The organism is Enterobacter sp. ECC-249 (assembly GCF_043965265.1).
In the GTDB taxonomy this organism is placed as follows: domain Bacteria; phylum Pseudomonadota; class Gammaproteobacteria; order Enterobacterales; family Enterobacteriaceae; genus Enterobacter; species Enterobacter quasiroggenkampii.
The window spans coordinates 939219-953628 of the sequence record NZ_CP143660.1; the positions used below are offsets into that span (position 1 = coordinate 939219).

General features: G+C 53.0%; 6 protein-coding genes, 1 tRNA gene and 3 rRNA genes. 7 read left to right on the forward strand and 3 right to left on the reverse strand.

What is annotated here, in order from left to right; all coding sequences use genetic code 11:
• Window positions 1–359: 359 nt before the first annotated feature.
• Window positions 360–2705, forward strand: coding sequence for a clamp-binding protein CrfC (gene crfC / locus V1587_RS04545; RefSeq protein WP_371899523.1), 2346 nt, complete (start codon window positions 360–362; stop codon window positions 2703–2705).
• Window positions 2702–3577: a diguanylate cyclase regulator RdcB family protein gene (locus V1587_RS04550; protein ID WP_371899522.1), complete on the forward strand. Its 876-nt coding sequence runs from the start codon at window positions 2702–2704 to the stop codon at window positions 3575–3577. The genes crfC and V1587_RS04550 overlap by 4 nt, the downstream gene beginning before the upstream one ends.
• 63 nt (window positions 3578–3640) lie before the next feature.
• Here the strand turns inward: V1587_RS04550 and kdgT are convergent, their stop codons facing one another.
• Window positions 3641–4633 carry a 2-keto-3-deoxygluconate transporter gene (kdgT, locus tag V1587_RS04555; RefSeq protein ID WP_395314518.1) on the reverse strand — a complete coding sequence of 331 codons (993 nt, stop codon included), beginning with the start codon at window positions 4631–4633 and terminating at the stop codon, window positions 3641–3643.
• Window positions 4634–5282: 649 nt separating this feature from the next.
• On the opposite strand from kdgT, the gene proP reads away from it, so the two are divergent.
• Window positions 5283–6785, forward strand: coding sequence for a glycine betaine/L-proline transporter ProP (proP, locus tag V1587_RS04560; RefSeq protein ID WP_371899520.1), 1503 nt, complete (start codon window positions 5283–5285; stop codon window positions 6783–6785).
• A 33-nt stretch (window positions 6786–6818) separates the two neighbouring features.
• Here proP and V1587_RS04565 read toward each other — a convergent pair whose 3' ends face one another.
• Window positions 6819–7772 carry a nickel/cobalt transporter gene (locus V1587_RS04565; protein WP_371899519.1) on the reverse strand — a complete coding sequence of 318 codons (954 nt, stop codon included), beginning with the start codon at window positions 7770–7772 and terminating at the stop codon, window positions 6819–6821.
• A 496-nt stretch (window positions 7773–8268) separates the two neighbouring features.
• On the opposite strand from V1587_RS04565, the gene V1587_RS04570 reads away from it, so the two are divergent.
• The 3 genes from V1587_RS04570 (at window position 8269) to rrf (ending at window position 13104) form a co-directional block, all read left to right on the forward strand.
• Window positions 8269–9808: ribosomal RNA gene (locus V1587_RS04570) — 16S ribosomal RNA — on the forward strand.
• A 199-nt stretch (window positions 9809–10007) separates the two neighbouring features.
• A 23S ribosomal RNA gene (locus V1587_RS04575) occupies window positions 10008–12912 on the forward strand.
• A 76-nt stretch (window positions 12913–12988) separates the two neighbouring features.
• Window positions 12989–13104 (forward strand): 5S ribosomal RNA (gene rrf, locus V1587_RS04580).
• Together the 16S, 23S and 5S rRNA genes form the textbook arrangement of a ribosomal RNA operon.
• 212 nt (window positions 13105–13316) lie before the next feature.
• On the opposite strand, the gene V1587_RS04585 is transcribed toward rrf, so the two are convergent.
• Window positions 13317–13392, reverse strand: a tRNA-Phe gene (locus tag V1587_RS04585).
• Between the two features lie 169 nt (window positions 13393–13561).
• Here V1587_RS04585 and V1587_RS04590 point away from each other — a divergent pair.
• Window positions 13562–14407 (forward strand): AraC family ligand binding domain-containing protein, encoded by an 846-nt coding sequence (locus V1587_RS04590; RefSeq protein WP_371899628.1) that lies wholly within the window; start codon window positions 13562–13564, stop codon window positions 14405–14407.
• Window positions 14408–14410: the final 3 nt, after the last annotated feature.

Sequence of the window (14410 nt, forward strand, 5' to 3'; positions counted from 1 at the left end):
CAAATTGCTACGTTCCTTCATTTCGGATAAGGTGAAGCGACACATTGTTATTTATCTCCGGACTTCGCTGCTCTACATATCTTATGGCAGTGGGGTATTACCTCTCTTTTTAGGGGGGAAATAATGATGATATATCCTGAAGTTTCTTAAAATTGGGCTACGCTTTTTTCCTTTGGCCGTCAGGCCAGGAGGGGAGCTATACACGCCATGCAAGGATGGCGAATTATTTCTGATTATCATCAATCAGTTATATTTCGGCGAACATGTTTTCCACACGTGATCATATAAGCCTGAACAACATAATTAATACCAGTGGCTTAATAAAAGTAATAAATTTGCGTTAAGGAAAGGCTTTTATCATGCACACACAGACCATTTTTGAATTAAGCCAGGAAGCTGAACGTTTGCTACAGCTCGCCCAGCAAAACCTCGATACCTTGAAATCAATGCCGACCGCGATGCTGGAGAGCACCGCGGCTGCTATTACGGGTGAAAAGAACAACGTTTTACCTTTGCATTTTAGTGTGCGCGGTGTCGAAGCGCAGCAGGCGATGCTGAATAATGAATTACGTAAAATAACCCGGCTGGAAATGGTTCTGGCTATTGTTGGCACTATGAAAGCGGGGAAATCGACCACCATTAATGCGATTGTGGGTACCGAAGTGTTACCGAACCGCAATCGTCCAATGACGGCGCTTCCTACCCTGATTCGCCACACGCCGGGTCAGAAGGAGCCGGTGCTGCATTTCTCACATGCTTCGCCCATTGATGAATTGATCCAACTGCTCCAGAAAAAGCTATGCGATTACGATCGCGGGAAGCTGGCCCAGCATCTGGAAATTGATAAAGACATGAATACGCTGCTGGAGCGCATTGAAAAAGGAGAGGCTTTTGAGAAGCATCACCTGGGCGCGCAGCCGATATTTCATTGTCTGAAAAGCCTCAACGACCTGGTAAGGCTTTCCCAGGCGTTAGGTGTGGAGTTTCCGTTCTCTGAATATGCGGCTATCGAACATATCCCGGTAATTGAAGTGGAGTTCGTGCATCTTGCAGGTCTGGATGCTCACCTCGGACAGCTGACGCTGCTCGACACGCCCGGGCCGAACGAGGCCGGACAGCCGCATCTGCAAAAAATGCTCAGCGAGCAGCTCTCCCGCGCATCGGCGGTGCTGGCCGTGATGGATTATACCCAGCTTAAATCCATCTCTGATGAAGAAGTCCGCCAGGCCATTTCCGCAGCGGGAAAATCGGTCCCGCTGTATGCGCTGGTTAATAAATTCGATCAGAAAGATCGCAATAGCGACGATGAAGAACAGATCCGGGCGATGATCTCCGGCACTTTAATGAAAGGCAATATTTCGCCCGGCCAGATTTATCCCGTTTCGTCCATGTGGGCGTATCTGGCGAACCGCGCGCGCTACGAGCTGAGTACTTCCGGACAACTGCCGGATCATCAGGAGCAACCCTGGGTGCAGGATTTTGCCGAAGCGGCACTCGGACGTCGCTGGCGTACGGCGGACCTGGACGATATCGACCATATCCGACATTCTGCCGATTTGCTCTGGGAAGATTCGCTCTTCGAGCAACCGATACGCAAACTGATTCACGCCGCCTATGCTAACGCCTCGCTATACGCGCTGCGTTCGGCCTCGCATAAGCTGCTCAACTACGCGCAAAATGCCCGCGAGTATCTCGATTTCCGCTATCAGGGGCTAACGGTGGCCTTTGAGGCGCTGGAGCTGAATATCGCTCGTCTGGAAGAGGACATGGCGCTTTTGCAGACGCGTCAGTGCGTGGTGAGCGATGAGGTGAAACATGAAGTTGAGGAGGCGCTGAACGCCACGGCAGACTTTATGGGATCCCAAAAAACCGCGCTTCACCAGGCCATTGACCAGGTATTCAGCACGCACCCGATTCTTGATTTGCCAGGCACCGAACGGCAGAACCTTCGCGGTGACGTGCTGAAGCAGCTGGTTCTGGACGATGAAGGGCAGGCGCAGATTGCGCTAAGTAAATTACGCTCCTCCTGCGAGCAGGTGATGCTGGATGCACAGACGAAAATCTGCCGGGAGCTGGCGTTACGCTTCGACCAGCTTGAGTCTACGCTGGCGCGTTCCCTGAACGAAGCCATGCGACCTATCGAAGCACGTATTAAAGAGCATCTGAGCCATGCGGGTTTTCGGGCGCGAATCAGTTTCCCGGCGTTTCAGGCTCACCAGCTTAACTTTAATACGCGGGCGCTGTTTAATGATGCGATAGCGCAGGATGACAGCCAGGCAGGGCCGTCATCTGGCGGGAGCAGCATGCGAGAAACGGTCTCTCGATGGCTCAATAATCCGGGCTGGGGCTGGGATGAGTATGTGGAAACGCGCACGCGCTATGTTATCGATATTGCGCAGCTACATGACAAATTTAAGCAACATATTGAGCTGTTTTGTGAACAAATACGTAAAGCTTTGTCCGCGCAGGTCGATGTCTCTGTTACGGCAGGAATGGCAACGTTCTTTGCAGAATTTTCGTTGTGCCTGACCGGGTTACAGGAAAGCTTGCGTGATAGCCTCGCAGTGCGTCAACAGAATGAGCATTCAACCCGAGCGCTCTGCCAGCTGTTGAAGCAAAGCATCACTACTGCGACGTGGATACAGGAAGATACCCGACTGTTACGCGATGATATTCAAACTCTATTCGCGGCAGAGCAACCATGACAACACCACTACTGGACGGCCCCGGGCGAACGCTGGAGTGTATTAATCCAAAATTTATGGTCGATCTGGTGCAGGGAGTGGACGCGGCGCGTCTTCCTCACCTGGGACCACAACAGCTTCAGTTTCGTGAGCGTTTGACTCAGGAAATCATGACGCATACCCGGCTACGCCCCTGGGCGATGGCGGGTATGCTCAATGAAAATGCGGCGCTGCGCCTGGGGCTGGCGGAAAAACTGGCAGGCATGCTTGACCCGGGTCATCTCGCGCTGACGCTGATGGCAGAGAAACTGATTGCTTTGCGCCAGCTGGCTCACCCGCGCGCCCAGCAGTCCCCCGGGCTGATGCAGCAGTACGCTGAACTCGCTTCTCATTTTACCCAACGCGCAGCATATAAAGAGAAGGCGCTAACCCAGCGCGGGCTGACGGTGCAGGCGGGTGAGCATAGCGAGCAGATTTTTACCCGCTGGCGGGCCGGGCATTATGATGGCTGGTCCCTGGCCGGGCGCTGTTTTATCGTCCTGGAAGAGCTGCGCTGGGGGGCATTTGGTGACGCATGCCGCCTCGCGAATGAAGATGTGGCGGCAATGCTTAAGGATAACCTGCGCAGCATGGCGGCTAACTATCTGGCACGGGGTATCAACGCGTCCCCCACGACCCGCCATTTCTATCACCAGTGGCTGACAACGCCAGCCTCGCCGGGTTTAATCGATCATAAAGACATGCTGGGCTGGCTGGGGGACTGGTGTCAGGCGGATCAACATCCGGTGAGCTGGTCAGTGACGCAAAACTGGCAGACCGTCGCGCTGGGCATGCCGAGGCTCTGTTCGGCAAAACGGCTGGTGGACGGGATGGTGGAAGAGATTTTTGGGTAAATCCCTTACCCCTCACCCTAACCCTCTCCCCGCAGGGGAGAGGGGATGGTTTGGTGCGGTGTGTTAATGGCGGAGTTCTACCGCTTTTCTTTCGATATCCTGCTCGGGGGCACTTGCGTAGCGTTTCGCATACAGCGCCGTGATGATGGGGACCAGAATCGCGGTGACAATTACGCTCGCGGCAACCAGTGCCGTCGCTGAAGCGGCGACCGGTTCGAAGGCCGGGTTAATCTGGGCAATAATCACCGGGTTTGCGACGGCAGCCCCTGCGGCTGAAGAGGCGGCGACGCCGGCCGTACCGTTTCCTCCTCCGATTACGCGGTCAGCAATAATCAGCGGAATACCGGTAATGATAATTACGGAGACACCCAGCACAATACCCAGCAGGCCGGTATCGAGGATGACCTTCAGATTGATGGTGTTGCCCAGCGCGAAGCCGAAGAACGGGATCAGCACCGGCGTGGCTTTGCTGAAGAAATCACGCAGATCGCGATCGAGATTGCCAAGGGCGAAACCGACCAGGAAGGGCAGGATCGCGCCGACAAAGTGGTGGGGTTCAAACGAGGCCAGGCCAGCAGACCCCAGGATCAGCATCGTCATTAATGGGCCGGACTCCAGAGACATCAACACAAATGCGCCGGACTCCTCTTTCGTCCCGTACTGGTTCATCAGGCTGGCGTACAATCCACCGTTAGTCATATCCATCGCCGAGACAATCGCCAGGACCGATAATCCCGCGAAGAACCCGGTCTGAATTCCATTCTCCGGGATGAACATCGCGCATATCATTGCTACCGCCCAGGCTACCGCTATTTTGGTTATCACCAGCGTGCCGGATTTCCGTAATACGGTACCCGTCGCCCGCAAATTAATGGATGCGCCGATACAAAAAAACCAGACGGCAAGAATGGGAACCGTGCCCGTTATCATGCCTTTTGTGAAACCGCCAAAATAAGCCCCGGTATCAGGGGCAAGGGTATTCAGGATGGCGCCCAGTACCAGCGGAACCAGCATCATGCCGCCGGGTATACGTTCTATCGTGGCTTTAATTTTCATAGACAAACCTCACATCGGATCCCGCAGGGCGGGTGACAGGTGTTAGAAAATGGTCAATAATTTCAATGAATTGATCTTTTTTGCTGGCGGTCTTTTTTCGATAATCCTGTAACATAATTAAATGTGTGCTTCCGATTAACTTCATTCAGAAACACCTAAAACGCTGAATTCGGATTTATCATGCGATCATTGGAATAACGATTCAATGAAAATAAAACATCGTTTTAGTTATCTTTGTCACATATTCAATGTAAATTTTTAGGCCGGTTCCTGTAGGTGAAAATTTATGTAAAGCCGATGTGAATTAACGTGGTTTGTTTTTCTGTCAGGAAAGAAATAATGACGCGCGTCAGGACGATCGTTAGGTTGGTTAAGGAAGTGCTTATTGGCGCTTCTTGACAAAAATTTGACTGAGTTGACCAGACGCGAAAATATGTGTGAAGTTGATCACAAATATAAACGCTGGTAGGGTAAAAAGGTCATTAACTGCCCAGGCAGGCGTCAACAGGTTCGGTTGTATCGACGTAAAACGTCAATGTAAGTAAACCTGCTACGCTTGAATAAGGCGATTCGCATGGAGCGGATCCCATGGTTCACAGAACGCAAACTGGACTGTGAAACAGACAGGGCCGAGTCAACGAGGATAGCTATGCTGAGAAGGAAAAAGATTAAACCCATCACGCTTCGCGACGTCACCATTATTGATGACGCAAAGCTGCGTAAAGCGATTACCGCAGCCTCGCTCGGTAATGCGATGGAATGGTTCGATTTTGGTGTCTACGGCTTTGTGGCCTATGCGTTAGGTAAAGTGTTCTTCCCCGGGGCCGATCCCAGCCTGCAGATGATTGCCGCACTGGGTACGTTCTCCGTTCCCTTCCTGATTCGCCCGCTGGGCGGTCTGTTCTTCGGTATGCTCGGCGATAAATATGGTCGTCAGAAGATCCTTGCCATCACCATCGTCATTATGTCGATCAGTACATTCTGTATCGGCCTTATACCGTCTTACGCCACCATCGGCATTTGGGCACCGATTCTGCTGCTGATTTGTAAGATGGCTCAGGGCTTCTCCGTGGGCGGTGAATATACCGGCGCCTCGATCTTTGTTGCCGAGTATTCTCCTGACCGTAAGCGCGGCTTTATGGGAAGCTGGCTGGACTTCGGCTCCATTGCCGGGTTTGTTCTGGGCGCGGGCGTGGTGGTGCTGATTTCAACCGTAGTGGGGGAAGAGAACTTCCTCGACTGGGGCTGGCGTATCCCATTCTTCCTGGCACTGCCGCTGGGGATTATTGGTCTCTACCTGCGTCATGCTCTTGAAGAGACGCCTGCGTTCCAGCAGCACGTCGATAAGCTGGAGCAGGGTGACCGCGAAGGGCTGCAGGATGGTCCAAAGGTATCGTTCAAAGAGATTGCCACTAAGCACTGGCGCAGCTTGCTGACCTGTATTGGTCTGGTGATTTCGACCAACGTGACCTACTACATGTTGTTGACCTACATGCCGAGCTATCTGTCGCATAACCTGCACTACTCGGAAGATCACGGTGTGCTGATTATTATCGCCATCATGGTCGGTATGCTGTTTGTGCAGCCGATTATGGGCCTGTTGAGTGACCGTTTTGGCCGTCGACCGTTCATTATCCTGGGAAGCGTCGCGCTGTTTGCTCTGGCAATCCCGGCATTTATTCTGATTAACAGCGATGTGCTGGGGCTGATTTTTGCCGGTCTGCTGATGCTGGCGGTGATCCTTAACTGCTTTATCGGGGTGATGGCCTCAACGCTGCCCGCGATGTTCCCAACCCACATTCGCTACAGCGCGTTGGCCGCGGCCTTTAACATCTCGGTGCTGATTGCCGGTCTGACCCCGACGCTTGCCGCTTCGCTGGTAGAGAGCACGCAGAACCTGATGATGCCGGCTTATTACCTGATGGTGATCGCGGTGATTGGCTTGATTACCGGTATTACCATGAAGGAGACGGCGAATCGTCCTCTGAAAGGCGCAACGCCTGCGGCATCGGATATCCAGGAAGCGAAAGAGATCCTGCGTGAGCACTACGACAACGTAGAGCAGAAGATTGAGGATATTGACGCAGAGATTGAAGAGCTGCAGAAAAAACGCTCCCGACTGGTGGATCAGCATCCACGCATCAACGAGTAATAAAGAAACCCGCCAACGGCGGGTTTTCTTTTATTAGCATCCGGCTGCGATGTAGTCGCCATTGGCACTGATGGGGATCACCGTCAGGAACAGCACCGTCGCGAACAGGATCAGGACTATCCCTCCGGCTATTTTGACTGCCGGCACCAGCCATCTTAATGAGGCGCTTTCTCCGAACCAGCTCACCGTGCGTTCGCGGGCGTACCGTACAGCCAGGGAAAGTCCCACGATAGAAAGCGCGGTGCCCAAAGACATGGTCATGACTGCGGCCACCCCCCAGGTGACAATACCCAGCGCGTTCGAAAACATCAGAATCATGATCGCCCCGCTGCACGGGCGTGCCCCAATCGCCAGAATCACGCCCAGACGGGTTTTCCAGTCGCCCTGCGTCAGGTCTGTGCCTACGCCGTGATGGCCGCAGCCACAGTGTTCATCGTGCTGATGAATTGGCTTGATGGCAGATACAGACATCCTGCGCGGGCGCAGACTCTTCAGCGCCTGGTAAATGACAAATGCGCCGAATGCGCCAATAAGCACTGCGCTTATCTTTTCCACATACCAGCGGCTGGTACTGATATCCCCTGAGGCGAGGTTAAACCCAACCGCCAGAATAAAGACAAACAGAATGGCGCTCACGCCCTGCATCAGGCTGCCCAGGAAGGGGACGACCCGGGCGGCCAGCTCGCTTTCCTTATTGGTAGTCAGATAAGTCGTAACAATGAATTTTCCATGCCCGGGTCCGATGGCGTGAAGGACACCATAAAGGAAAGCCCCCGTTAACAGCCATAATCCGCCGCTGTACTGATGGTTATTCAGCTGCAGCAGATACATCACCAGATAACGGTGCAGCGTAATTTGCGTGGCGAGACACCACTGGATAAAAGCGTTCCAGTGCGCATGCAGGGTAAAACTGGCAAAGAGAATTGCCAGCAGCATCAACCCAGCGGTAGGGAGACGCCAGTCACGGGGGAGGCGTTGTGTGGTCATGAGGGTGGGCCTGCACAGAGGAAAGTATTTGCCGCTAGTATAGTTGATCTTGCCGCTCAATTCGTGGGAGCGCGTCAGGATCCGTGCATGATTGTGGATAACTTTGTGCATAAAAGGGTATAAGGCGGGGTTTTGCTGGGGAATGCAGCAGTCAGTCATTTTTTTGCAACTTTTCGGTTGCGGTCGTTCGGGAACTCCCTATAATGCGCCTCCATCGACACGGCGGATGTGAATCACTTCACAAACAGCCCAGTCGGTTGAAGAGAAAAAATCCTGAAATAACGGGTTGACTCTGAAAGAGGAAAGCGTAATATACGCCACCTCGCAACGGTGAGCGAAAGCCGCGTTGCACTGCTCTTTAACAATTTATCAGACAATCTGTGTGGGCACTCAAAGTGACATGGATTCTTAATGTCTTCGGACAATAAATGAATACCAAGTCTCTGAGTGAACATACGTAATTCATTACGAAGTTTAATTCACGAGCATCAAACTTAAATTGAAGAGTTTGATCATGGCTCAGATTGAACGCTGGCGGCAGGCCTAACACATGCAAGTCGAGCGGTAGCACAGAGAGCTTGCTCTCGGGTGACGAGCGGCGGACGGGTGAGTAATGTCTGGGAAACTGCCTGATGGAGGGGGATAACTACTGGAAACGGTAGCTAATACCGCATAACGTCGCAAGACCAAAGAGGGGGACCTTCGGGCCTCTTGCCATCAGATGTGCCCAGATGGGATTAGCTAGTAGGTGGGGTAACGGCTCACCTAGGCGACGATCCCTAGCTGGTCTGAGAGGATGACCAGCCACACTGGAACTGAGACACGGTCCAGACTCCTACGGGAGGCAGCAGTGGGGAATATTGCACAATGGGCGCAAGCCTGATGCAGCCATGCCGCGTGTATGAAGAAGGCCTTCGGGTTGTAAAGTACTTTCAGCGGGGAGGAAGGTGTTGAGGTTAATAACCTCAGCAATTGACGTTACCCGCAGAAGAAGCACCGGCTAACTCCGTGCCAGCAGCCGCGGTAATACGGAGGGTGCAAGCGTTAATCGGAATTACTGGGCGTAAAGCGCACGCAGGCGGTCTGTCAAGTCGGATGTGAAATCCCCGGGCTCAACCTGGGAACTGCATTCGAAACTGGCAGGCTAGAGTCTTGTAGAGGGGGGTAGAATTCCAGGTGTAGCGGTGAAATGCGTAGAGATCTGGAGGAATACCGGTGGCGAAGGCGGCCCCCTGGACAAAGACTGACGCTCAGGTGCGAAAGCGTGGGGAGCAAACAGGATTAGATACCCTGGTAGTCCACGCCGTAAACGATGTCGACTTGGAGGTTGTGCCCTTGAGGCGTGGCTTCCGGAGCTAACGCGTTAAGTCGACCGCCTGGGGAGTACGGCCGCAAGGTTAAAACTCAAATGAATTGACGGGGGCCCGCACAAGCGGTGGAGCATGTGGTTTAATTCGATGCAACGCGAAGAACCTTACCTACTCTTGACATCCAGAGAACTTTCCAGAGATGGATTGGTGCCTTCGGGAACTCTGAGACAGGTGCTGCATGGCTGTCGTCAGCTCGTGTTGTGAAATGTTGGGTTAAGTCCCGCAACGAGCGCAACCCTTATCCTTTGTTGCCAGCGGTCCGGCCGGGAACTCAAAGGAGACTGCCAGTGATAAACTGGAGGAAGGTGGGGATGACGTCAAGTCATCATGGCCCTTACGAGTAGGGCTACACACGTGCTACAATGGCGCATACAAAGAGAAGCGACCTCGCGAGAGCAAGCGGACCTCATAAAGTGCGTCGTAGTCCGGATTGGAGTCTGCAACTCGACTCCATGAAGTCGGAATCGCTAGTAATCGTAGATCAGAATGCTACGGTGAATACGTTCCCGGGCCTTGTACACACCGCCCGTCACACCATGGGAGTGGGTTGCAAAAGAAGTAGGTAGCTTAACCTTCGGGAGGGCGCTTACCACTTTGTGATTCATGACTGGGGTGAAGTCGTAACAAGGTAACCGTAGGGGAACCTGCGGTTGGATCACCTCCTTACCTTAAAGAACCTGCCTTTGCAGTGCTCACACAGATTGTCTGATGAATGATGAACTTCTGAATGTACTTTTGAGTGCATTAAGAAGTTTTGCTCTTTAAAAATCTGGATCAAGCTGAAAATTGAAACGACACATCTTTAAGGTGTGTTCGAGTCTCTCAAATTTTCGCAATCATGAAGTGAAACATCTTCGGGTTGTGAGGTTAAGCGACTAAGCGTACACGGTGGATGCCCTGGCAGTCAGAGGCGATGAAGGACGTGCTAATCTGCGAAAAGCGCCGGCGAGGTGATATGAACCTTTGACCCGGCGATGTCCGAATGGGGAAACCCAGTGTGATTCGTCACACTATCGTTAACTGAATACATAGGTTAACGAGGCGAACCGGGGGAACTGAAACATCTAAGTACCCCGAGGAAAAGAAATCAACCGAGATTCCCCCAGTAGCGGCGAGCGAACGGGGAGCAGCCCAGAGTCTGAATCAGCTTGTGTGTTAGTGGAAGCGTCTGGAAAGTCGCACGGTACAGGGTGACAGTCCCGTACACGAAAGCACACAGGTTGTGAACTCGAAGAGTAGGGCGGGACACGTGGTATCCTGTCTGAATATGGGGGGACCATCCTCCAAGGCTAAATACTCCTGACTGACCGATAGTGAACCAGTACCGTGAGGGAAAGGCGAAAAGAACCCCGGCGAGGGGAGTGAAAAAGAACCTGAAACCGTGTACGTACAAGCAGTGGGAGCACCTTCGTGGTGTGACTGCGTACCTTTTGTATAATGGGTCAGCGACTTATATTCTGTAGCAAGGTTAACCGTATAGGGGAGCCGAAGGGAAACCGAGTCTTAACTGGGCGTTAAGTTGCAGGGTATAGACCCGAAACCCGGTGATCTAGCCATGGGCAGGTTGAAGGTTGGGTAACACTAACTGGAGGACCGAACCGACTAATGTTGAAAAATTAGCGGATGACTTGTGGCTGGGGGTGAAAGGCCAATCAAACCGGGAGATAGCTGGTTCTCCCCGAAAGCTATTTAGGTAGCGCCTCGTGAACTCATCTTCGGGGGTAGAGCACTGTTTCGGCTAGGGGGCCATCCCGGCTTACCAACCCGATGCAAACTACGAATACCGAAGAATGTTATCACGGGAGACACACGGCGGGTGCTAACGTCCGTCGTGAAGAGGGAAACAACCCAGACCGCCAGCTAAGGTCCCAAAGTCATGGTTAAGTGGGAAACGATGTGGGAAGGCACAGACAGCCAGGATGTTGGCTTAGAAGCAGCCATCATTTAAAGAAAGCGTAATAGCTCACTGGTCGAGTCGGCCTGCGCGGAAGATGTAACGGGGCTAAACCATGCACCGAAGCTGCGGCAGCGACACTATGTGTTGTTGGGTAGGGGAGCGTTCTGTAAGCCGTTGAAGGTGTGCTGTGAGGCATGCTGGAGGTATCAGAAGTGCGAATGCTGACATAAGTAACGATAAAGCGGGTGAAAAGCCCGCTCGCCGGAAGACCAAGGGTTCCTGTCCAACGTTAATCGGGGCAGGGTGAGTCGACCCCTAAGGCGAGGCCGAAAGGCGTAGTCGATGGGAAACAGGTTAATATTCCTGTACTTGGTGTTACTGCGAAGGGGGGACGGAGAAGGCTATGTTAGCCGGGCGACGGTTGTCCCGGTTTAAGCATGTAGGCGGAGGTTCCAGGTAAATCCGGTACCTTTTTAACGCTGAGGTGTGATGACGAGGCACTACGGTGCTGAAGTAACAAATGCCCTGCTTCCAGGAAAAGCCTCTAAGCATCAGGTAACATCAAATCGTACCCCAAACCGACACAGGTGGTCAGGTAGAGAATACCAAGGCGCTTGAGAGAACTCGGGTGAAGGAACTAGGCAAAATGGTGCCGTAACTTCGGGAGAAGGCACGCTGATATGTAGGTGAAGCCCCTGCGGGTGGAGCTGAAATCAGTCGAAGATACCAGCTGGCTGCAACTGTTTATTAAAAACACAGCACTGTGCAAACACGAAAGTGGACGTATACGGTGTGACGCCTGCCCGGTGCCGGAAGGTTAATTGATGGGGTTAGCGGCAACGCGAAGCTCTTGATCGAAGCCCCGGTAAACGGCGGCCGTAACTATAACGGTCCTAAGGTAGCGAAATTCCTTGTCGGGTAAGTTCCGACCTGCACGAATGGCGTAATGATGGCCAGGCTGTCTCCACCCGAGACTCAGTGAAATTGAACTCGCTGTGAAGATGCAGTGTACCCGCGGCAAGACGGAAAGACCCCGTGAACCTTTACTATAGCTTGACACTGAACACTGGTCCTTGATGTGTAGGATAGGTGGGAGGCTTTGAAGCGTGGACGCCAGTCTGCGTGGAGCCATCCTTGAAATACCACCCTTTAATGGCTGGTGTTCTAACGTAGACCCGTAATCCGGGTTGCGGACAGTGTCTGGTGGGTAGTTTGACTGGGGCGGTCTCCTCCCAAAGAGTAACGGAGGAGCACGAAGGTTAGCTAATCCTGGTCGGACATCAGGAGGTTAGTGCAATGGCATAAGCTAGCTTGACTGCGAGAGTGACGGCTCGAGCAGGTGCGAAAGCAGGTCATAGTGATCCGGTGGTTCTGAATGGAAGGGCCATCGCTCAACGGATAAAAGGTACTCCGGGGATAACAGGCTGATACCGCCCAAGAGTTCATATCGACGGCGGTGTTTGGCACCTCGATGTCGGCTCATCACATCCTGGGGCTGAAGTAGGTCCCAAGGGTATGGCTGTTCGCCATTTAAAGTGGTACGCGAGCTGGGTTTAGAACGTCGTGAGACAGTTCGGTCCCTATCTGCCGTGGGCGCTGGAGAATTGAGGGGGGCTGCTCCTAGTACGAGAGGACCGGAGTGGACGCATCACTGGTGTTCGGGTTGTCATGCCAATGGCACTGCCCGGTAGCTAAATGCGGAAAAGATAAGTGCTGAAAGCATCTAAGCACGAAACTTGCCCCGAGATGAGTTCTCCCTGACCCTTTAAGGGTCCTGAAGGAACGTTGAAGACTACGACGTTGATAGGTCGGGTGTGTAAGCGCAGCGATGCGTTGAGCTAACCGATACTAATGAACCGTGAGGCTTAACCTTACAACGCCGAAGCTGTTTCGGCGGATGAGAAACAGACAATCAAATTTCAGCTTTGATACAGATTTAACAGAATTTGCCTGGCGGCTTTAGCGCGGTGGTCCCACCTGACCCCATGCCGAACTCAGAAGTGAAACGCCGTAGCGCCGATGGTAGTGTGGGGTCTCCCCATGTGAGAGTAGGGAACTGCCAGGCATCAAATAAGAAGAACCCCGTACCGAAAGGTGCGGGGTTTTTTGCTTTGTGCGTCAGAAAACATGCCGGATGGCGGCTTCGCCTTATCTGTCCTGGAAATCCACAGGCCCGGTAAGCGGGATCCAACGGCAAAGAGAAACAAGATTACTAAAGAAGGGATTTATAAACGCAGAAAAGCAAAAACCCAGCCATAGGCTGGGTTTTCTAAATAGTGGTGCCCGGACTCGGAATCGAACCAAGGACACGGGGATTTTCAATCCCCTGCTCTACCGACTGAGCTATCCGGGCAACGGAGCGCATTAAACCGCAATCACGCTCGATCGTCAACATTATTTCGGGAAAAGCTGTTCAACTGCTTAAGTTTGCGGCAATCTGTCCGCTTTCGCCGTGAAAATGCACAAATCTTCCAGACAGTACCTGTGTGATACGGCAATGCTGAGAGTAAGAGGAGGGCAGTATGACGAATGACTGGCTCGAACTGCGTCAGCATGCAGATACGGGTATTGAGACGATTAAAGCGCATTTCGAAGGGCATGCCTTTGATCCGCACTGGCACGATAGCTATCTGGTAGGGATAACCCTCTCCGGCACGCAGCAGTTTCACTGTCGCCGTGAGCGTCATTGTAGCCAGCCGGGCGACGCATTTCTCCTCGAGCCTGGAGAAATTCACGACGGAGATGCGCCTGTAGAGGGCGGTTTTACCTATCTGACCTTCTATCTTGATGAGCACTGGCTTACCGGTGCGCTACAGGGGCTTTACGAATCGACTCCCGGGAGTTATTCACTCCACTTTGCTCAAACGCTGACGCGGGAGCCGCAGCTGGTGCGTGCTATCGGTGAGACATTCTCTAGCCTGCATAATGACGAGATGAAAATCGTTCAGCAGAGCACAATGGACAATCTGCTCTCCCGGATCACCGCCCATTGTCACTGGCGTAAGAAACTGCCGTCGCAGTTACAAAGCGCTGCCGTGGCGCATCGTGCGCGGGACTATCTCTATGCCCATATCGGCGAGAATGTGGGGCTGTCAGACCTTGCGCGCGAGACGGGCACGGATCGCTTTACCCTGACGCGCTGTTTCAAGCGCGAGTTCAACCTGGCGCCCCACGCATGGCTTATTCAGCTGCGTCTGGCAAAGGCCCGACAACTGCTGGCGCGCGGTGACCAGCCCGTTGATGTGGCTGCCGCAGTGGGTTTTGCCGATCAAAGCCATCTGGGGCGATGGTTTCAGCGTGCTTACCGTATCTCTCCTGCACACTACCGCCGGTTGTGCACAAACCTTCCAGACGTTTCCAAAAAATAACGG

Excerpts from the sequence above, each read along its gene's own strand:
- crfC (WP_371899523.1), top strand. The coding sequence starts at position 360 with ATGCACACACAGACCATTTTTGAATTAAGCCAGGAAGCTGAACGTTTG.
- V1587_RS04550 (WP_371899522.1), top strand. The coding sequence starts at position 2,702 with ATGACAACACCACTACTGGACGGCCCCGGGCGAACGCTGGAGTGTATT.
- kdgT (WP_395314518.1), bottom strand. The coding sequence starts at position 4,633 with ATGAAAATTAAAGCCACGATAGAACGTATACCCGGCGGCATGATGCTG.
- proP (WP_371899520.1), top strand. The coding sequence starts at position 5,283 with ATGCTGAGAAGGAAAAAGATTAAACCCATCACGCTTCGCGACGTCACC.
- V1587_RS04565 (WP_371899519.1), bottom strand. The coding sequence starts at position 7,772 with ATGACCACACAACGCCTCCCCCGTGACTGGCGTCTCCCTACCGCTGGG.
- V1587_RS04590 (WP_371899628.1), top strand. The coding sequence starts at position 13,562 with ATGACGAATGACTGGCTCGAACTGCGTCAGCATGCAGATACGGGTATT.